General features: G+C 49.8%; 18 protein-coding genes and 1 pseudogene. 12 read left to right on the forward strand and 7 right to left on the reverse strand.

Annotated features, from left to right (window positions below; all coding sequences use genetic code 11):
* Nucleotides 1-108: 108 nt before the first annotated feature.
* Entirely contained in the window at nucleotides 109-1,920 is a 1,812-nt protein-coding gene (locus ACXX82_RS11900) for a recombinase family protein (protein ID WP_458562987.1), read from the reverse strand.
* A gap of 15 nt (nucleotides 1,921-1,935) precedes the next feature.
* On the opposite strand from ACXX82_RS11900, the pseudogene ACXX82_RS11905 reads away from it, so the two are divergent.
* Nucleotides 1,936-2,802: pseudogene (locus ACXX82_RS11905) on the forward strand (YifB family Mg chelatase-like AAA ATPase); the annotation flags it as partial.
* Nucleotides 2,803-2,848: 46 nt separating this feature from the next.
* Here the strand turns inward: ACXX82_RS11905 and ACXX82_RS11910 are convergent.
* Nucleotides 2,849-3,484 (reverse strand): tRNA-uridine aminocarboxypropyltransferase, encoded by a 636-nt coding sequence (locus ACXX82_RS11910; RefSeq protein ID WP_416186796.1) that lies wholly within the window; start codon nucleotides 3,482-3,484, stop codon nucleotides 2,849-2,851.
* Nucleotides 3,485-3,886: 402 nt separating this feature from the next.
* On the opposite strand from ACXX82_RS11910, the gene ACXX82_RS11915 reads away from it, so the two are divergent.
* Entirely contained in the window at nucleotides 3,887-4,144 is a 258-nt protein-coding gene (locus tag ACXX82_RS11915) for a BTH_I0359 family protein (RefSeq protein WP_322234915.1), read from the forward strand.
* Between the two features lie 268 nt (nucleotides 4,145-4,412).
* Here ACXX82_RS11915 and ACXX82_RS11920 read toward each other — a convergent pair whose 3' ends face one another.
* Nucleotides 4,413-6,314, reverse strand: a complete 1,902-nt coding sequence (locus ACXX82_RS11920) for a potassium transporter Kup (RefSeq protein WP_323506479.1) — start codon at nucleotides 6,312-6,314, stop codon at nucleotides 4,413-4,415.
* A 376-nt stretch (nucleotides 6,315-6,690) separates the two neighbouring features.
* Nucleotides 6,691-7,623 carry a 16S rRNA (cytidine(1402)-2'-O)-methyltransferase gene (rsmI, locus tag ACXX82_RS11925; RefSeq protein ID WP_322234918.1) on the reverse strand — a complete coding sequence of 311 codons (933 nt, stop codon included), beginning with the start codon at nucleotides 7,621-7,623 and terminating at the stop codon, nucleotides 6,691-6,693.
* Nucleotides 7,624-7,635: 12 nt separating this feature from the next.
* On the opposite strand from rsmI, the gene ACXX82_RS11930 reads away from it, so the two are divergent.
* The 5 genes from ACXX82_RS11930 to ACXX82_RS11950 all read left to right on the forward strand — a co-directional run bounded on the left by ACXX82_RS11930 (nucleotide 7,636) and on the right by ACXX82_RS11950 (nucleotide 11,600).
* Nucleotides 7,636-8,784, forward strand: a complete 1,149-nt coding sequence (locus tag ACXX82_RS11930; protein ID WP_322234919.1) for a penicillin-binding protein activator — start codon at nucleotides 7,636-7,638, stop codon at nucleotides 8,782-8,784.
* Nucleotides 8,785-8,889: 105 nt separating this feature from the next.
* A complete protein-coding gene (locus tag ACXX82_RS11935; protein ID WP_322234921.1) occupies nucleotides 8,890-9,345 on the forward strand; it encodes a YraN family protein in 456 nt (151 codons plus the stop codon).
* Between the two features lie 105 nt (nucleotides 9,346-9,450).
* Nucleotides 9,451-10,047 (forward strand): phosphoheptose isomerase, encoded by a 597-nt coding sequence (locus ACXX82_RS11940; RefSeq protein WP_322234923.1) that lies wholly within the window; start codon nucleotides 9,451-9,453, stop codon nucleotides 10,045-10,047.
* Nucleotides 10,040-10,681 (forward strand): BON domain-containing protein, encoded by a 642-nt coding sequence (locus ACXX82_RS11945; protein ID WP_322234925.1) that lies wholly within the window; start codon nucleotides 10,040-10,042, stop codon nucleotides 10,679-10,681. Before ACXX82_RS11940 ends, ACXX82_RS11945 begins: the two co-directional genes overlap by 8 nt.
* A gap of 391 nt (nucleotides 10,682-11,072) precedes the next feature.
* A complete protein-coding gene (locus ACXX82_RS11950; protein ID WP_458562988.1) occupies nucleotides 11,073-11,600 on the forward strand; it encodes a TlpA disulfide reductase family protein in 528 nt (175 codons plus the stop codon).
* An 86-nt stretch (nucleotides 11,601-11,686) separates the two neighbouring features.
* On the opposite strand, the gene ACXX82_RS11955 is transcribed toward ACXX82_RS11950, so the two are convergent.
* Nucleotides 11,687-12,196 (reverse strand): winged helix DNA-binding protein, encoded by a 510-nt coding sequence (locus tag ACXX82_RS11955; protein ID WP_322234928.1) that lies wholly within the window; start codon nucleotides 12,194-12,196, stop codon nucleotides 11,687-11,689.
* A 423-nt stretch (nucleotides 12,197-12,619) separates the two neighbouring features.
* Here ACXX82_RS11955 and pxpB point away from each other — a divergent pair, with 423 nt between their 5' ends.
* From pxpB to ACXX82_RS11980, 5 genes are all read left to right on the forward strand, one after another.
* The gene (gene pxpB / locus ACXX82_RS11960) at nucleotides 12,620-13,291 is read left to right on the forward strand and encodes a 5-oxoprolinase subunit PxpB (RefSeq protein WP_458563986.1); all 672 of its coding nucleotides are present in this window, start codon (nucleotides 12,620-12,622) and stop codon (nucleotides 13,289-13,291) included.
* Complete coding sequence (locus tag ACXX82_RS11965) at nucleotides 13,288-14,280, forward strand: 5-oxoprolinase subunit C family protein (RefSeq protein ID WP_458562989.1); 993 nt, start codon at nucleotides 13,288-13,290, stop codon at nucleotides 14,278-14,280. The genes pxpB and ACXX82_RS11965 overlap by 4 nt, the downstream gene beginning before the upstream one ends.
* 106 nt (nucleotides 14,281-14,386) lie before the next feature.
* The gene (gene pxpA / locus ACXX82_RS11970; protein ID WP_322240349.1) at nucleotides 14,387-15,223 is read left to right on the forward strand and encodes a 5-oxoprolinase subunit PxpA; all 837 of its coding nucleotides are present in this window, start codon (nucleotides 14,387-14,389) and stop codon (nucleotides 15,221-15,223) included.
* A 55-nt stretch (nucleotides 15,224-15,278) separates the two neighbouring features.
* A complete protein-coding gene (locus ACXX82_RS11975) occupies nucleotides 15,279-16,028 on the forward strand; it encodes a DUF969 domain-containing protein (protein WP_322234932.1) in 750 nt (249 codons plus the stop codon).
* Nucleotides 16,025-16,981: a DUF979 domain-containing protein gene (locus ACXX82_RS11980; protein WP_322234934.1), complete on the forward strand. Its 957-nt coding sequence runs from the start codon at nucleotides 16,025-16,027 to the stop codon at nucleotides 16,979-16,981. Before ACXX82_RS11975 ends, ACXX82_RS11980 begins: the two co-directional genes overlap by 4 nt.
* A 213-nt stretch (nucleotides 16,982-17,194) precedes the next feature.
* On the opposite strand, the gene lipA is transcribed toward ACXX82_RS11980, so the two are convergent.
* Together lipA and lipB are read right to left on the reverse strand one after the other, a co-directional pair.
* Nucleotides 17,195-18,229, reverse strand: a complete 1,035-nt coding sequence (gene lipA / locus ACXX82_RS11985) for a lipoyl synthase (RefSeq protein ID WP_322234936.1) — start codon at nucleotides 18,227-18,229, stop codon at nucleotides 17,195-17,197.
* A 28-nt stretch (nucleotides 18,230-18,257) separates the two neighbouring features.
* Nucleotides 18,258-18,905, reverse strand: coding sequence for a lipoyl(octanoyl) transferase LipB (gene lipB, locus ACXX82_RS11990; RefSeq protein ID WP_458562990.1), 648 nt, complete (start codon nucleotides 18,903-18,905; stop codon nucleotides 18,258-18,260).
* Nucleotides 18,906-18,951: the final 46 nt, after the last annotated feature.

Genomic DNA, 18,951 nt, shown 5'->3' on the forward strand with positions numbered 1-18,951 from the left:
GCAAGCCACCATATTTGACAGTTTGCAATTAATGGCACAGCAGGCTAAGAGGGCAAACCCCAGCATTTTTTTTTTAGGTTTTTGGCTAAAAACTAGTCTTCGAAGGGGCTAGTCTTCCTTCAACAACTTACGAAAATCGTCTGAAGCTGAATCTGGTAACTGAGGAACAACGCTGCGGTCAAACTTAACCACTTCCCGCAGTGCTTGGAATTCGGGGCTACCTCTATCTATCACTTCCCCAAAACGGGCAAGCACTTCCAATATCTTATCGTCTAGTGTCTTTTCAGACCACCACGCTCCATTTATCATCCTGTCTGACAATTGCTCACCCTGAATCATAGTGAGTGACGATTCGACAGTGCCATCGGAGTCTTGAGCTTTAATTTTGTCTCGTAGGTTGACTGTAAAGGCAAGTGAATCAATCTTGCCCGTTGCGTGATGTACGAGGCCTAGTATCACTTTGCCACCCTGAAAAACAATGTAGTTAGTTCTGTCACCCTCCTTGCTTATGGCGGCACTTATCTTTAACCTTTTCAGCAGGGCATTAGCCCGATACCTTCCCTCATAACTTGCAAGATCAAGCTTGAAAAAAAACTGCGCTTTATCGGTGATCGTCTCAGAGGCTAGGGCTAACTGCAAACCCTGTTTTTCCGCCTCAAATTCACTAATCAACTGTTCGCCCTCATGGGTCAGATCGTCAAGCGTTGACGAGTACCTAACCCATAATGCTTGCTTGTATTCTTTCAACTTCTCGTGCTGCTGAGATAGCTTTCCATCTATCTCAGCTAGTTGTCTGCTGATCTTGGCGCTGCTGTCTTGTACAAGGGAAAGGCTGTCCACCTTGGCTAATATCTCTCTAAACATGATTTCAGACTGATCTAGCCTAACTACCTTCGCACCACACAGCCCTTTTCTTGCGTTGATGCAATGTAGGTATGTATTGCCCTTGGGGGGCTTACCTTTATTTACCAAGTGCAGAGCAGCCACGCACCCAGAACATTTTGCTACCCCTTGCCAGACATTAAAACGCTTAGACTGCTTAGTAGCTCCTGCAACCTTTCGACCATTGATAGCGGCTTGCGCCTCGTAAAATGTTGACTCAGGCACTACCGATGGATAGTAGTTCAGGATGGGTTCGCCCCGCGGCAAGCGTGTACCGGATTGGATTGTGTAGGGCTGATACTCTCCCATCACAGCCCTATTAGTCAGTATTTTCTGTATGCTTGATGTCCCCCAAGTTTTCTTTTTGAAGGATGGAATCTTCTCAGCATTCAGGGTCTTTGAAATTGCAATCCTGCCATAGCCAGTGATCGCCATCTGGAAAACTCTACGCACTATCTGAGCGCGTTCTGTAACGATCTGAAAGCCATCAGCAGCAAGAATTAACCACAAAGGAATCGCGCCGCCCATCGGCTTATTCTCCTCTCTGGCTTTGTCTTGCTTCTTACTCCAAGCATCTCCCACCCGTCTGGCTTTCGTGCTGCTTTCTTCGTGCGCTCTCGCCATCACGAATATTGAAAGGATCAAGTCTTGAGGGGAGAAGTCACTTTTGTACAGCATGCTATCTGACAGCGTAACAATGTTGATGCCACTATTCAGCAGGTCTATGAATCTTGGCAGGGCGTCTTTAACATGTTCACGGCTCAGACGGTCCAAGCTCTCAACTATCAGAAAGCTGCCTGCCTTTATAGTGCCATCCTTCACCAGCCGCAGGAATCGGGCCAGTTGCCCGTTTTCCCCAAGATGCTCAGCTTTGTATGCGGACATGCCCCTATCAAAGAATGTGTACTCCTCCTCTCTGGCAAGCTCTAGGTTATTGTTTATACAATACTTCTCGCACGTCTCAAATTGACGGTCATGGCTTCTACCCTTTGCTTGGGAAGGGCTGGAGAATCTGATATAGGAGTAGGCTTTAGACATAGTGGTGCATTCTGACATATTAGCCTGTTAATCGGTCCTCCCGGTACCGGAAAGTCCATGCTGGCCACGCGCTTTGCCGGTATTTTGCCGCCGATGACCGATCAGGAAGCGTTGGAATCAGCAGCCGTGCAATCGTTGACCAGTGGTTTTTCCAGCAGCAGTTGGAAGGTGCGGCCGTATCGTGCGCCGCATCACACGGCGTCTGGCGTGGCGCTGGTTGGTGGTGGTGGTACGCCGCGTCCCGGGGAGATTTCGCTGGCCCATCGTGGCGTATTGTTTTTGGATGAGCTTCCCGAGTTTGACCGGCGGGTTTTAGAGGTTTTACGTGAACCGCTGGAGTCTGGACGCATCACCATTTCCCGCGCTGCCCGTCAGGCGGATTTTCCCGCATGTTTTCAACTAATCGCTGCCATGAATCCCTGTCCGTGCGGTTATCTTGGCCATATATCAAATAAGTGTCGCTGCACGCCTGACAATATCGCGCGATATCAGGACAAAATTTCTGGCCCTTTACTGGACCGGATTGATATGCAGATTCAGGTCGGATCACTACGGCACGATGAGTTAAAAAAACAAGCCGATGGCGAATCGTCGAGCAAGATCGCAGACCGTGTTGCGCAAGCCCATGCGATACAACTGGCGCGACAAGGGAAGGGTAATAATGCGCTGTCGACCAATGATATCGATGCTTTTTGCAAAGCAGATGCAGCGGGCGAACAATTACTGCAAACCGCGATGACGCGTCTTAATTGGTCGGCGCGTGGCTATCATCGCGTGCTAAAAATTGCGCGTACGATTGCGGATCTGGCGGCCTGCGAAAACATCGCGCAAGCGCACGTGGCGGAAGCGATCCAGTATCGTCGGGCGTTGCGAGAGAAATAGCGCTATGTGAAGGTTATAACGCAACAAATGGCAGATTAATATCCGGTTAATCCGGTTGGTTAATAGAACCGTGATTACGCATGTAGGTTTGTGGTCCCATTGCGGTGATTTGCTGATCGATTAACGCTTCAAAAGGAGTAAGTAGCGCGTCAAAATTGCGCGGTGCTTCTATGACATTGAGCGCACAAACAATTGCTTCTAGTGTCGAAACCATGCCGGGCGCGGGTGTTTTACGGACGCGATAGCGCGACTGCAAACCGGCTGGCAGAACGAAGCGCGGCAAGGTGGCTAGCGCGGGATTAACGTGCAGCAGCTTGCGTGCCTTTCGCCAGGTACCATCTAAAACGACGATTAACAATGGTTGGGATGCAAGTGTGTCTTCTGTGTAGACAAGCGGTTGCGCATCGTCGCTGGGGAATAACAGGCAAGTCTGATATTCCGCTTGAGAGATTAGCGCTGGCAATTTCGGAAATACTTCACCGATAAGAAGTTCTGCGTTCACCAATCCCAGCGCTGCCAGACGAGCTGTGTTCAAGGCGTGGTTTGCCTCACTGGGATGTTGCAGAAGCAATATCCGCGTGCGACTTTCGATGCGCGGAATCAATCCGCATAGGCAGTGACTTTGCGGGCGGGCGCACTGCGCGCATCGCATCCGTTTTTTCGTGGTCTCAATGGCATGCATTACTGTCACTTGTTGGTAGGAAAGCTATTTAAATATGAACAAAACAGACAAGTCGTGGAGTTAGGGAACAATAAGTGATCAATACTTATTCAGTCAATTAGCCATTCTGTACCGATACCTTGTGCGCCAAATGAGCGATTGATATATTAATGGCAATTAAAAAGGGTAATAGTTTTAATATTTTGGCAATAACACACCGTTTTGTCACATCTGGTTGCAATTGACGTTAACGTTTTGCATTAAATGCGTGACAAAAATGCCCTAAGGCGTAGTATTGAATTCAGAGGGTTCTATTCATGGTTTTGACTCTGAACAAAAGGAGTGCGCCAAAATATTTACACGATCTGGCTTGAAAACTGCTTATCGATCATCACCTTCTGTCTAACTTTACAGGGAGCGCATATGAACCTGATCTACAACAGTGACCAATACAGCGTCGTCGAATTCGGGGCAGATGAGCATCGGGAAGCGTTACGCTTTGGCGGTTACGAAATTGTCGATAAGTCATTTAAACGTGAAATTTTTATTGCAGGAGCCTTGGCAGAATTCTTTCGTCAAGGCGTGGAAGAATTAATCGCCTCCGAGCCAACTATCGAAGATATCGATGCTTTCCTTGGTAATTACGATGCTTTAATGAGTCAGCCGGTCACTTTGCAATAAGCTGTTTTGGATTTGATGTTCTTTTTTAAGAAATTAAATTGAGTGAATTGAATTTAGTGAATTATGAAGTATGCATCGAAATGATTGGGCTGATAATTGATAATCAATTGATAGCCGCTAATCCATAAACTCAGTAATGCGCTGTTGAATATGCACTCGAAAAGTCAAAAATAAGAAAGGGAGCCATTGGCTCCCTTTCTTATTTAAAACATCTTTTGCTGCAATTGGTTCGATTATCGAAGATCGGACCGATACATAGATGCAAACTTTAAATCTCAACCTTGGTACCCAACTCGACCACACGATTAATAGGGATGTGGAAGAAGTCTGATGGTTTAGCGCCATTGGCATACATCCAGGCGAATAACTTTTCACGCCATAACCACATGCCAGGTAATTTGCTCGGCACGATCGTATCGCGGGCCAGGAAGAACGAGGTATCCATCAAGTCAAACTCGTGTCCGAATTGTTTATTGGTTAAATTCATGACGGTGTTGACGTCCGGCGCTTCTTTGAAGCCAAACGCGGCGCGCAGCAAATAAACCTCGCCACCCATTTCTTTCAGCGTCAACCGCTTATTGTCGTCAACGTAAGGGATATCCCATATGCTGATCTTCAGGAAGAAAACACGTTTGTGCAAAATCCGATTGTGCTTGAGATTGTGCAGCATCGCAACCGGCACCGTGGCAATATTGCCAGTAAGAAAGACTGCCGTACCATCAACCCGATGTGGTGGATGGGCCAGCAGGCCTTCAATGAACGGTTCAAGCGGAATACCCTCATCCTGACTACGTTCACGCAGCAGCATGCGACCTGAATACCAGGTGATCAGCAGGAAGAAAGTGATCACGCCGAGCAGAATAGTGAACCAGCCACCGTCAGGGATTTTCATCAGGTTGGCAGCGAAGAAACCGAAATCGACGATAAAAATAGCACCGATAATCAGCGCCACGACTAATGGATGCCACTTCCATAACGTGCGCATGACCACCGCTAGGAGCATCGTCGTGATCAGCATTGTGGCAGTCACGGCAACACCATACGCTGCAGCAAGATTGTCTGACTTCTTAAATGCCAGCACGACAGCGACAACCAGCACCAGCAACATCCAGTTGATGACCGGGACGTAAATTTGACCACGCTCATCTTCTGAAGTGTGCAAAATACGCATGCGGGGGACGAAGCCCAACAGAATTGCTTGGCTTGTGAGCGAGAATGCACCGGAAATTACGGCTTGAGAGGCGATCACAGTGGCAAAAGTGGAAAGAATCACCATCGGCAAAAGCAATGCATCCGGGACCATTAGATAGAAAGGATTCGATACCGCGGATGGGTTCACAATCAAGTTAGCGCCCTGGCCGAAATAACATAGCAGCAGACAAGGCATGACGGTATACAGCCAGGCAAAACGGATAGGCCTGACGCCAAAATGTCCCATATCCGCATATAGCGCTTCTACGCCAGTGAGGACCAGCACAACTGAACCGAGTACAACAAACGCAAGTTGCGCATGTTCCACCATAAATTGGAGCGCGTAGTAAGGATTTATCGCAGCCAGAATTTCCGGTGCTTTCAGAATGTTATAAATACCGAGCAGACCGAGGGAGATAAACCACAGCAACATCACCGGACCGAATAGCTTGCCCACTATTGACGTGCCATGTCGCTGGATCAAGAAGAGGACGATGATAATGGCTACGGTTAATGGAATAATGAAATGTGCTAATTGCGGCGCTGCGATGCCAAGACCCTCAACCGCGGATAGCACCGAAATGGCGGGTGTAATCACCACGTCGCCATAAAACATGCATGCACCGAACACGCCAAGCATCATGAGCCATTTGGCCCAGCGCGAGCCGCTTTTGGCGGTGCGTAAAGCGAGTGCCATCAGCGCTAAAACGCCACCCTCGCCATTGTTATCGGCGCGCATCACTAAATAAATGTACTTCAGTGTGACGACGACCATAATCGCCCAAAATAGCATCGAAATGATGCCCATCACTGCGCTGGATGAAAAGGGAATGCCGTGTTCCGGGCTAAAACTTTCCTTTAGTGCATACAACGGGCTTGTGCCAATATCGCCAAACACGACACCCAAAGCACCAAGCGTAATGACATGTAATCGTGCTGAGGTAAAAGGTGTCTTGCTACCGCTTTGCGTATTACTCATGGTTTCTTTCTTATTTATGGCGCCTATATAAACCAGGTTATTAAATGTGTCCTGTGCTTAATATTTGCGTCTGTCCCGTTTTGTTATCTGAAAAATAACGGATTTTACATGCTGTGATGCACTGCACAATTTGCGGGATTCTACGCTTGAACCCGAATACCAACCAGTAACTAGGGTTAAACGTTGCAAAAATACGTCGCCCATCTTGCCAGTATGGCTATAAAAATGTGGATTTTTTATGCAATCCATTAACCTCATAATCATCACAATAAATGACCCCGGGCGAGTATTCAACATGCCGAACGTCCATGATTATGTTGGATTTTTAATCAATAGTTTCTAAATTAACCATCGCATAAGCAAACTTGTTCGCGCATCACAGCTCGGCCTCTTGCGCCCCTTTTTCCTGCGCCCCTTTTAATACCAGCGCCCTGTCATACAAGGCGTTTTTCTTTTGCCCGCTGATTTGCGCTGCCAGCGATGCCGCTTGCTTAACGGATAGTTCTGCCAGCAGAATTTTGAGAATTCGATCGCCTTCCGCACCGTCATCCACTGCCACCGGCGGTGAGTCGATGAGAATGACAAATTCTCCTTTTTGGCGCATGGGATCTGCCGCAAGCCATGTAGGTGCGTCTCCCAAAGGGCAGCGGTGTATGGTCTCGAACAGCTTCGTTAACTCACGCGCCAGAACGATCTGTCTAACTGGGCCAAACGCTTGGACCAACGCATCAACGGTCTCTATGATGCGATGTGGTGCTTCATACAAGACCAGCGTCGCCGCGACGTTGGCCAAACTAGCCAATACCGTTTCTCGTTGACGCGTTTTACTTGGTAAAAAACCTACAAATTGAAATTGATCGTGCAACAGGCCACTAACCGAAAGCGCTGTAATAGCTGCCGATGGTCCTGGCAACGGTAAGGCACGCAAACCAGCTTTTATAACAGCGTCAACGATTCGCGCGCCGGGATCGGAAACTCCAGGCGTACCGGCATCAGAAACCAGTGCGATACGCTCGCCCGCTTGCAGTCTGGCAACGATCTTTTCTGCTGCTTCGTGCTCGTTGTGTTGATGCGCCGCCAGAAGCGGCTTGGAAATACCATATCGATTGAGCAAATGTGCCGTGTTTCGGGTGTCTTCGCAAGCGACCGCGTCAACCAGCGACAGGACATGCAGTGCGCGCAGACTAATGTCGCAGACATTTCCGATTGGCGTGGCAAGCACATATAATGTCGACAGCGGATATGTTTGCAGACTAACCTCCGAAAGAATTGGTAAGGTAAGAAGGTTGCTGGCAGAATGTTCAGTCATGGAGAGTTATCAATGTTATACAAATGGGCAAAGCCGTTGTTGCTTGTGTTGGCCGGTGTCATGATGCACGGATTGTCCCCCGCTGCGCTGGCAAACACAACAGTTGTGGAGCAGGTTGCCAATGATATCGGCGATGATCATATCCCACTGGCGAGTATTGCCTTGTTATTACCGACGCGCTCGGGACCGCTGGGAAGTGCTGCGGAGGCATTAAGAAGTGGTTTTCTTGCTGCCTATGAGCGCGATAAAAGTGGTCTTGCCGTTACCGTGATCGAGGCGACTGATACACCAGCCGACATGCTTGCTGCCTATCTTGCGGCGAGTCCGCATTACGATATTCTGGTTGGTCCGTTATCGCGTACGGGGATGACTGCCATCGTCAAAAATGGGCAGATAACCAAACCGACTGTCGCCCTGACGCAACCGGACTTATCCGCTGCCGAAGAGACCAGATTGCCACCGTTATTGCTGCCTATTGGCTTGTCGATTGAGGCTGAAGCGCGCCAGGTTGCCGATTGGATCGGTGTAGAGCAAGGCCCGGGCAAAGTGTTTGTGATTGCCACCGCCGCTAGTTGGCAACGACGCGTCGTTAGTGCTTTTGTGCAGCAGGCCGCCAGTGCTGGACTGGTGACTGAAGTGATGACGATCAGCATGACGCAAGGCGTCGCCAACGCTGGTGCTATGGATCAGCTCAACCAACGTATCCAAACTGAAAATCCGAGGGCAATATTTGTCGCGTTGACCGCCGATCAAGCCTCGCAAGTGCGCACGTCCGTCGGTCCAGAGACGACTATGTATGGCATCTCTCAATTAAATTCTTTAAATGGCGGTGATAGCAAGCGCCTGGCAGAACTGAGTGGTGTGCGATTGCTGGATATTCCTTGGCTACTCACGCCGGAAAATCCTGCCATGAGATTATATCCGCGGCGAGTGGCGAGCGAAGGCGGGGCGCATAATGCGGATCTGGAACGGTTATATGCACTCGGCATTGACGCTTTTAACGTCAGTCGCCAGATTGCCAAGCGAAATATCGCTTTTCAGCTTCGGGGTGTTACGGGTCAGTTGAATATCGGTTTTGGCGTCGGTACTCCGGCTTTCGAGCGGACCGAGCCAACGGCGGCGTATCAGGATGGCGTCGTTGTACCGCTTGAAGATCGCTAACTATAGGAACTGATTTAAGGCACCGATTACCGGAATCGACGGTAGCCGATTGAAGCGCAGAAATGTAAAAAATAAGTGAAGAATCCGAGCGAAGAAAACTAGGCGATGAATTTTTTCAAAAATTTGCTAATACCTGATCGTCGCAGCACACGCCAAATTAGTGGACAACTGGCAGAAGACGCGGCATTAGATTATCTGCAGCATCGTCAACTTACGCTGATTGAGCGAAATTTTAGTTGCAAGGGTGGCGAAATCGATCTGATTATGCTGGACGGCACGGGTCAAGGACGATTGCAAGAAGTGACGCCTTCTCCACATCGCCTGGTTGCTTTCGGATCGGCGTCTGCGACGGCTTCGCTCGTTTTTGTCGAAGTCCGGCAGCGTGCCGATCGACGGCATGGTGGGGCAGCAGCCAGTGTCACCGCTAGTAAACAACGCCGCCTGATTATCGCTGCGCAACATTTTTTACAGCGTTATCGCCAACCACCGGCTTGCCGGTTTGATGTTATTGCCATCGACGGAGAGGTCATGGAATGGATAAAAAATGCTTTCGACGCGTGATGATTCGCAGTGCGCCGCACAGACTAAAAGATACCTGAAACACGAATAATGAAACCATGCTGGCCAATCTGCTACTCTAATTAACTCTTTTATAAACAGCCTATTATGATCAATCAACGTATCCTGGCGCATTTCCAAGAAAGTGCCGAACTCAAAACCAACGCTGCGGCGGAATTAGTACAACCAATTGCAGCGGCAGTTGAACTAATGTTTTCTGCGTTGTCAAACGGGAACAAGATTCTTTGCTGTGGCAACGGCGGCTCCGCTGCGGACAGTCAGCATTTTGCAGCAGAACTGGTCGGCCGATTTGAACGTGAGCGGTTGCCGTTGCCTGCAATGGCGCTCAGCACGGACACATCGATCATTACAGCGATCGCCAATGACTATAGTTACAATGAGATTTTTTCCAAACAGGTTCAGGCCTTTGGACAAGCGGGTGACGTGTTACTGGCTTTCACGACATCCGGCAATTCCGCTAACATCCTTGCGGCGATTGACGTAGCACTTGAGCGTGATATGCGGGTAGTGGCGTTGACGGGCAAAGGTGGTGGCGCCATAAATCAAAGATTGACCGATGCAGATGTCCATATCTGCGTGCCGCATGATCGTACCGCGCGCATTCAAGAAGTACACCTGCTGACAATTCATTGCTTATGCGACGGCATCGATGTCGCTTTATTCGGAGGAGATGTGAATGATTAGTGCACAAAGTCGTTGGAATACGTTACGACGTCCGTTGATGACAATAGCTTTATGCGGCGCGGTAGCGATGAGCGTGCAAGGTTGTGTCGGATTGTTGCTTGGCGGCGCGGTAGTCGGAGGATTTGCGGCAACTGATCGTCGTACGCTGGGTGCGCAAACCGATGATAAAACGATTGCTATTAAAGCCGAGTCACGCATTGTCGGTATCGTCGGAGAGCCAAGTCACATTAATGTGACCAGCTTCAATCGCCGCGTATTGATAACCGGCGAAGTGCGCGATGATGCTGCGAAAGTTGCCGCAGAACAAGAGACGAAAGCAATCGAAGGTGTGCATTCAGTCCTCAATGAATTGGTAGTCGCTGAGCCATCATCTTTTGGGCAACGTTCTAACGATACGTACATTACGAGCAAGGTCAAAGCTTCCTTGCTTGACGCAAAAGATGTCTTTGGCAATGCGGTCAAAGTCGTCACTGAGCGTGGGGTCGTATACTTAATGGGCCAGGCGACCGAACGTGAAGCCAAGCGTGCGGCGGAAATCGCGGCCGGCGTTGATGGTGTGCAAAAAGTCGTTAAGGCCTTTGAGTACATGACGGAAGAAGAGTTGACGCAGTTGTCGTCGGCACCTCAGAAATAAAAAAGTAACAAAAATAGCAATAAAAAGCTAAAAAATCGATGGATAGCGTTTGGCAGCGCGGGCTGGTCAATAACCGACACCCGCGCTGACCAAAGCGCCAGATTGTTAATGTTGATGCTATGAAAGCAATATGAGTAAGTCTTGCAGTGATCTCGATTTTTTGGGTGAACGTAAGCTGCCGAATGGGGTTTCTGACTATGCATGTGGATGGCAGGGGCCAAGATTATTGGCTCGATATGGCAAGGCTAATTCTTCGATTCTTTTTGCTCCCTCTTGGGCAAGTAACGCGTTAGATTGTTATTCGATTGGCAATCCTTGCGTCTACTTCAGCAAGTCGCTAGCCAGATGACTATAATGAAGGTCTTCTGGCCTGATCGGTATTGGATAATTTATGCAATCTCAAGTAGACGCCGCACCCCGCAAGCCGCTCTGGATAAAGCTTGCAATCGCGATCGTGATTGTGGCAACAGGCTTGTTTGTCATGCTGTCGCTTTCGCATAAAAATTTTGCACCGGACGTCAGTTTCACGAATTTGAAAGGCGAGCAGGTCTCTCTCAAGAGTTTGCGTGGCAAAGTTGTGATGGTCAATTTCTGGGCCACTAGTTGTACTACCTGTGTCGGTGAAATGCCTAAAATGGTGGCAACTTACGATAAATATAAAGCCCAGGGTTTGGATTTTGTGGCGGTCGCCATGAGCTACGATCCCCCAAACTATGTCCTGAATTTTGTGAAAACACGCGGTTTGCCGTTTCAGGTAGCGTTAGATACCAACGATAAGATTGCTAATTCATTTGGTGACGTCAAACTGACACCGACTACTTTTGTCATCGACAAAAAAGGCAATATTATTAAGCGTTATGTGGGCGAGCCCTCTTTTGCTGAGCTGCATCAATTGCTCGATAAGGCCTTAGCAGCATGATCAATTGATGATCTTGATCGCAAGATCGCAAATCAAATAATGAAGGCGCATGGATTTTCTATGCGCCTTTTTGTTTGTCGACTGATTTACCGTGAAGTCGCCGCCCGCGATGCCGTATCGTATAGCCCCGACGCCGTTCGTAACAATTTAGCCGTCTCGCCCAGGCTTTGATTCGATAAGCCGGTATCCGATAGCAGTGGAATGAGGCATTCCTCTCGCACTTGACGGTATGCCTGAGCTAGTGCATAGCCTTTCTCAGTTGCCGAAAAAAAAGCCTCTTTGCCGACTTTCTCGCTCGCTACCAAGCCCGTTTTAACCAATTTTTTTAGCGCATAGCTAGCAACGTGCGTGTCCTCAATATTCAGTACGAAGCAAATATCGGCTAATTTTTTTTTGCGCTCGCGGTGGCAAACATGATGCAACAAAGACACCTCAATTGGTGTCATATCTTTTACGCCAGCCGCCGCCATGCAACGTGCCATCCAGCGGTTAAAAGCATTGCCAGCAATAATTAACGCATATTCAAGTTCAGATAACTCTGAGGTACTTTCCGACGCCAGATGCGCCGATGACAGTATTTTTGATGGGGTATTCATGTTGTGTCCCGGTACACCTTTGAAGGCGTAAAAATTAAATAAAAAACAATCTATGAATCTACGCGAAATTAGTCTAAAAGCAGTATGTGCCGTATAGTTGCTATTATGAAACAATCGCTAAGCACATAAAAGAGGCTTCGTTTGCATGCTAATTGAGAATTGCTTTTCAGTGTCTTGATTTATTGATGAAGACGTGAATTTGCCCAAGGATTCATGGTTCGAAGATGATGATTTGAATACGATTTATGATCTATTTACATACAATTTATTGACATTTTATTTTTGATGGCCGATATTGCTAGCTTCTTTATGCTAATTACTGTTTAAGTCGCTTAACTTGACTTAATCCATCACCATCATGCACCGCTTTGTAGCGTGTGGAAGGAAATAAGCGAGATGACCGAGTCCAAGCTTCAACCGACCCTGGATCAGGCGGAAATTCATTTTTTGGGCGAAGGTTCCCTGACATTAACTGTCGGCGGCATCGGCAGCGTTGCAGTCAGCGCAACACTGGATTGCCAGCAGCGTTTGTGGGCCATTGCGGCTAAAGCAAACGCGTGGCCGCACGTTCGTGATGTTGTCCCTGGGATGAATAATTTGACGATATTGTTTGACCCATTGATTGCTGACTTCGATGATCTGGCAGGCAAATTATTAACCGCCTGGAATAAATCGACAGCTGTCACTAAGAGCGGTCGTCAGATTGACATTCCTGTAGTGTACGGCGGAGACCGCGGTCCTGATTTAACAGCGGTTGCAGAACATACCGGATTGTCCGTAGCGGAAGTGATCCGGCGCCACACAGCTGCTGATTACGTCGTTTTTTTCCTTGGTTTTCAACCTGGTTTTGCGTACATGGGTGGACTAGATCCGTTGCTAGCTACTCCGCGTCGCCGTGAGCCACGCTTAGTTGTGCCCGCCGGTTCGGTCGCCATTGGCGGCAGCCAAACTGCCATCTATCCCGCCGCATCGCCCGGTGGATGGCAGTTAATTGGTCATTCGGATGTGCGGTTATTCGATCCATCCGCTGCGTCGCCAACACTGTTGCAACCCGGTGACCGGGTGCGCTTTGTGGTTAGTGGGGATTTATCATGATTGACGTCATCCGTGCTGGTCGCTTGAACTCCATCCAAGATATGGGGCGCAGCGGCTTTCGGCATTTGGGCATCTGTCAGTCGGGCGCCTTGGACCGCATCGCGCTCGCTATTTCAAATAAGTTGGTCGGTAATGCAATTGATGCCGCGGGGCTGGAAATCACGCTCGGTCCTTGCGTATTGCGCTTCACTGCTGACACACGGATTGCTGTTGGCGGTGCTGATTTTGCGGCGACACTTGACGGTAGAAGCGTTGGGCCATGTTGGAGTATTCCGGTCAGGGCGGGTCAGACTTTAAAATTGCATTCGGCAAAAAAAGGCATGCGTGCCTATATTGCCATCGCAGGTGGACTTGGTGTTGCTTTGCAGCTGGGTTCACGTTCGACCGATATGTCTGCCGGATTTGGCGGCCATTGTGGCCGAGCACTTTTGGATGGAGATCAATTGACGATGGCGGTGCCGAATCCGGCCTCGTCACCTATCCCGTGCGCCCCTCGATTTGGCGTTCGCGCACCCGATTGGTACGACTTGGACACAGAATCGAAGTACGCACAACCAATGCAGATTCGGGTAATTCCTGGTTCGGAATATGCGCTGTTTTCGGTGGCGGCACAACGTGCTTTTTGGAAAAGCGTATGGACACTCACTCCGCAAAGTAACCGTATGGGATTTCGCTTGTCGGGGCCGGAGTTGAAGACTAAAAAGAGCGTTGATATGCTATCGCACGGCGTTTTTCCCGGCGTCATTCAGGTACCACCAGCAGGTCAACCAATCGTCTTGATGGCCGATGCTCAAACCACCGGTGGCTACCCAAAAATAGGCGTCGTCATCGCCGCTGATATTCCCAAGCTTGCACAGCTTCGCTTTAATCGGACGCTACAGTTTATTGAGTGTAATGCCGAACAAGCTCGCCAGGAGCTCATTAATGAAACGTTATATCTGGAGCAAATCGATAGGGCCATGACGTGGCTGCATCCGGAAAAAAAATGACGCGAAAATGAAGGAGTAACTGATGAAGAAGACGACAAAAAAAGAGGGAAATTTGGCAGATATTTCTACGTCCGCTTTATTGCCTGATTCGACGGAGACATCTGCGATGCCGTTGACGCATCATTCTTCTCAAACGCGAGATGTGGCCCTTAACGTTGACCTGAACGCTGATCTCGGTGAAGGTGGTGCCAGCGATCAGGCCTTGCTCGCATTGATCAGTTCCGCCAATATCGCCTGCGGTTGGCATGCCGGCAGAGCAGTGTTGATGCAGCAAACGGTTGCATGGGCGATACAGTATGGCGTTGCCATTGGTGCGCATCCTAGTTTTCCTGATCCCGATAATTTTGGTCGGACCGAGATGCATTTGCCAGCGCAAGAGATTTACAGTGGCATGCTTTACCAGATCGGCGCGCTGGCTGCGATTGCGGAAGCACAAGGTGCGCGGTTAGTCCACGTCAAGCCGCATGGCGCGCTATATAATCAAGCTGCGCGCGATCCCAAATTGGCCGCTGCGATTGTGGCAGCGGTTCGTGATTTTGATCCCGCTCTGGCATTGTTTGGCTTGGCCAATAGCGCGTTGATTACCGCCGCTAGAAAGGCGGGCCTGGTGGCGGTTGAAGAAGTTTTTGCCGACCGTGGATATAACGCTGATGGCAGCCTGGTCAAGCGCGGCACACCGGGTGACATGATTGAGGATGAAGAGAAAGCGCTGGCACAAACAATCAGCATGGTCCGTGATGGCAAGGTGCAGGCGATAAACGGCTGTTGGGTTCCGTTGATAGCGGATACAGTATGTTTGCATGGCGATGGCGCACATGCATTGGCTTTTGCTCAGCGCATTCGCGCTTATTTGGCGCAAGAGGGTATTGCCGTGACTGCCCGACGCGGGCCGGAGATTGCCTCCGTGACAGACGATTTTTCGCTATTCCCATTACTAAAGTAATCCGCACCAGAAGCATCAACGACGCACCAGTTAGCAATCTTAATATTGGAAATATATGCACTCTGCAGTCAGTTTGTGGCCTTTAATCGGCGTCGTTGTGATCATTGCGGGTTTTATCCTGCGCTTCAATCCCATGCTGGTGGTCGCCGTTGCCGCGATAGTGACCGGGGTCGCTGCACAGTTTCCGGCCGAACAGGTGCTTGCAGAAATCGGCACTGGTTTTATCAAGACCCGTAATTTACCTTTAATCATCCTGCTGCCGTTGGCCATCATCGGACTACTTGAGCGGCACGGTTTGCGCTTGCATGCGCAAAACTGGATTGGGCGTATCAAGTCGGCGACTGCTGGACGTTTATTGATCGTTTATCTGGCCGCGCGTGAATTGACTGCCGCTATCGGTTTGACTAGTCTGGGTGGTCATCCGCAGATGGTGCGGCCGCTGTTGGCTCCGATGACCGAAGGGGCCGCCGAAACCCGTTATGGCAAACTGACCGATGCTGTACGCTTCAAGTTACGTGCTTATGCTGCCGCCACGGATAATATCGGCCTATTTTTTGGTGAAGATATTTTTGTAGCCTTTGGTGCAATCGTCTTGATGTCCACCTTTCTGCATGAGGCTGGTATCGACGTCGAACCGCTACATATTGCGTTGTGGGGTATTCCCACCGCGATTTCCGCCTTCATTATTCATGGCTATCGCCTATCGCGATTAGACGCGGCGCTGGATCGGGAGATGAATTATCAACCGCATGCAAAGACCGCCACCTCAGCGTCGACGACCAACCAGGATGGAACTAAGTCATGATTATTTCAGTTACTTATCTTTATTATCTGGTTGGTGTGATTCTCGCCATTACTGCTGTGATGACGTTACGCGACAGCAGCAACCCACGTCGTTGGTCTAGTGGTTTATTTTGGGGATTATTTGCGGCAGCTTTTTTGATTGGTGACCGTTTGCCACCAGCACTGGTCGGACTGGGCGTGATTTTGATGGCGTTGATCGCCGGTTTAGGATGGGTCGGGGCTGGTAAACATGTTGAGCTTCCGGATGCGGCGCGGCGCGCCAGTGCCGGTCGGCTCGGGAATAAATTATTTGTTCCTGCTTTAGCAATTCCTATCGTGACGGTCATTGGTACGGTCCTGCTGCACAACGTCAAATTTGGTGACAGCTTTTTGCTAGACCCGAAAAATACCACGCTGGTCAGCCTCGGAATAGGCTGTATCGTCGCGCTGGGATTGGCTTGCTGGTTGACACATGACACGCCTGCGCAATCGATGCGGGAATCGCGACGCCTGACCGAAGCGCTGGGTTGGGCGGTAGTGTTGCCGCAAATGCTGGGAATGCTCGGTTTGGTGTTCTCTGACGCCGGTGTCGGCAAAGCGGTCGCGCACATCACTACGTCATACATCAATATGGATTATAAATTTGTCGCCGTCATGGTGTACGTGTTTGGCATGGCGCTTTTCACGGTGGTGATGGGCAACGGTTTTGCTGCGTTTCCGGTCATGGCTGGCGGTGTCGGTGTGCCGGTATTGGTCGGCGTATATGGCGCAAATCCAGCCGTAATGGCCTCAATCGGGATGTTCTCCGGCTATTGCGGCACGCTCATGACGCCCATGGCAGCGAACTTTAATATCGTACCGGCAGCGTTGCTGGAGTTGCCGGATCGAAACGCTGTAATTAAGGCCCAGTTGCCTACCGCGCTAGTGCTTTTAGTCGTTAATGTGTTTCTTTTATATTTCTTGATGAACCGTTAAGTTGGGTGTGAGATCGATTAGCCGGCGCACAGGTAAACACTTCAGACAAAGAACCGGCTGATGGAATCGTGCATAGGGAATAATGTTGGAATGCTGAATACGCTTTAGTTCAGCGTATCCAGCAAGCGAGATGGTGCAGCGTAGAAACATATTTCGAAAAGCAAACCGTTATTGGATGCTTTTCGATGTAATCGTATTATTTTTTTGCATCATTCATTTTGGCATTGCTGCCAAAACATCGTGCGCCTGCTCATCCGCATGATACGAACTACGCACCATTGCGCCGACCGCAGCATGGACAAACCCCATTTTGTACGCTTCTTCTTCGTACATTTTAAACGTATCAGGATGCACGTAGCGACGCACTGGCAAGTGGTTGCCGCTTGGCATCAAATACTGGCCGATCGTCAGCATGTCAACGTCATGCGCGCGCAGATCTCGCATTACTTGCAATACTTCCTCGTCCGTTTCGCCCAATCCCACCATGATGCCGGACTTGGTCGGAACCTTTGGATGCAGCGCCTTGAAACGTTTGAGTAAATTGAGCGAGTAATCATAATCCGAACCCGGACGCGCTTCTTTATACAGGCGCGGTGCAGTTTCCAGATTATGGTTCATGACGTCCGGGGGAGCTGCATTGAGGATTTCAAGTGCGCGGTCCATGCGGCCGCGGAAGTCAGGCGTCAGGATTTCAATCCGCGTGTTGGGTGACAATTCGCGGACGCGACGGATACATTCGGCGAAATGGCCTGCACCGCCATCGCGTAAATCATCGCGGTCAACGCTGGTGATGACAACATAACTTAGGCGTAATTCGGCAATGGTTTTTGCCAGATTTTCGGGTTCGTTGACATCTAACGGATCAGGACGGCCATGGCCGACGTCGCAGAACGGGCAGCGGCGGGTGCATTTATCACCCATGATCATGAAGGTTGCCGTGCCCTTACCGAAACACTCACCGATGTTGGGACAACTGGCTTCTTCACAGACCGTCACCAGGCTGTTGGCGCGCAGAATATCTTTGATTTCATAGAAGCGTGTGGTCGGCGATGCCGCCTTGACGCGAATCCAGTCCGGCTTTTTGAGGCGCTCAATCGGAATGATTTTGATTGGAATGCGCGCAGTTTTGCTGGCACCTTTTTGCTTTTCTAGCGGATTATAGGGCGCGGCCGGAATAGCACCAGTATTAGGGGCGAGGGCAGCTTTAGCAGTATCAACAACGTGTAGTGGAGTAGTTTCTGTAGTCATAGTCTAAGTAATCTTCTTTGGTGAAGCATCAACCGAGGCGTTCAATCAGTATGTGAGCGAGTGCTAACTGCACTGCAGATAACGCCGCATCAGTCCCCAACGTTTTCATATCGATCGTCGCCAAGCCTTCGTAGCCGCACGGATTGATCCAGGAAAATGGTGTCAAATCCATCGCAACATTGAGCGAGACGCCATGATATGTGCAGCCGCTGGCGCGAATTTTCAACCCGAGCGCTGCGATCTTAGCACCTTGCCATGGGCCATCGGCCATGTAAATGCCGGGTGCGCCGGATTTGCGCTCACCAGCAAGATTATACGCTGCGAGGGTCTCGATCACCGCTTGCTCAATGACGTGGACAAATTCACGTGCAAAAAGACGGCTTTCTGTGCGTTTTCGGCGCAAATCGATCAGTAAATAGATAACTACCTGACCGGGGCCATGATAAGTGACTTCACCTCCACGATCAGTTTGTACGATCGGAATGGCATGCGGTGCCAGAACATGGCCCGGATCGGCAGCAAGCCCCAGCGTGAATACGGGCGGATGCTCGACGATCCATAACTGATCAGCGGTGTCGGAGGTGCGGGCGTCAGTGAAGGCGCGCATGGCGTCAAAAGTGACCTGATACGGTTCGTTGCCACGCTGGATTATTTCGGGGGAAGAAGAATGCGGCATAGGCGATAGTGTACCGAAAATCGGGTGATATCGGGTTAGTCAGATA

The sequence above is a fragment of the Glaciimonas sp. GNP009 genome (assembly GCF_054343755.1).

Coding starts and splice junctions, on each gene's coding strand:
- ACXX82_RS11935 (WP_322234921.1), top strand. CDS start 8,890: ATGAATTTTTTCAAAAATTTGCTAATACCTGATCGTCGCAGCACACGC.
- ACXX82_RS11900 (WP_458562987.1), bottom strand. CDS start 1,920: ATGTCTAAAGCCTACTCCTATATCAGATTCTCCAGCCCTTCCCAAGCA.
- ACXX82_RS11940 (WP_322234923.1), top strand. CDS start 9,451: ATGATCAATCAACGTATCCTGGCGCATTTCCAAGAAAGTGCCGAACTC.
- ACXX82_RS11910 (WP_416186796.1), bottom strand. CDS start 3,484: ATGCATGCCATTGAGACCACGAAAAAACGGATGCGATGCGCGCAGTGC.
- ACXX82_RS11980 (WP_322234934.1), top strand. CDS start 16,025: ATGATTATTTCAGTTACTTATCTTTATTATCTGGTTGGTGTGATTCTC.
- ACXX82_RS11965 (WP_458562989.1), top strand. CDS start 13,288: ATGATTGACGTCATCCGTGCTGGTCGCTTGAACTCCATCCAAGATATG.
- rsmI (WP_322234918.1), bottom strand. CDS start 7,623: ATGACTGAACATTCTGCCAGCAACCTTCTTACCTTACCAATTCTTTCG.
- pxpA (WP_322240349.1), top strand. CDS start 14,387: ATGCCGTTGACGCATCATTCTTCTCAAACGCGAGATGTGGCCCTTAAC.
- ACXX82_RS11915 (WP_322234915.1), top strand. CDS start 3,887: ATGAACCTGATCTACAACAGTGACCAATACAGCGTCGTCGAATTCGGG.
- ACXX82_RS11945 (WP_322234925.1), top strand. CDS start 10,040: ATGATTAGTGCACAAAGTCGTTGGAATACGTTACGACGTCCGTTGATG.
- ACXX82_RS11920 (WP_323506479.1), bottom strand. CDS start 6,314: ATGAGTAATACGCAAAGCGGTAGCAAGACACCTTTTACCTCAGCACGA.
- lipB (WP_458562990.1), bottom strand. CDS start 18,905: ATGCCGCATTCTTCTTCCCCCGAAATAATCCAGCGTGGCAACGAACCG.
- lipA (WP_322234936.1), bottom strand. CDS start 18,229: ATGACTACAGAAACTACTCCACTACACGTTGTTGATACTGCTAAAGCT.
- ACXX82_RS11930 (WP_322234919.1), top strand. CDS start 7,636: ATGTTATACAAATGGGCAAAGCCGTTGTTGCTTGTGTTGGCCGGTGTC.
- ACXX82_RS11975 (WP_322234932.1), top strand. CDS start 15,279: ATGCACTCTGCAGTCAGTTTGTGGCCTTTAATCGGCGTCGTTGTGATC.
- ACXX82_RS11950 (WP_458562988.1), top strand. CDS start 11,073: ATGCAATCTCAAGTAGACGCCGCACCCCGCAAGCCGCTCTGGATAAAG.
- ACXX82_RS11955 (WP_322234928.1), bottom strand. CDS start 12,196: ATGAATACCCCATCAAAAATACTGTCATCGGCGCATCTGGCGTCGGAA.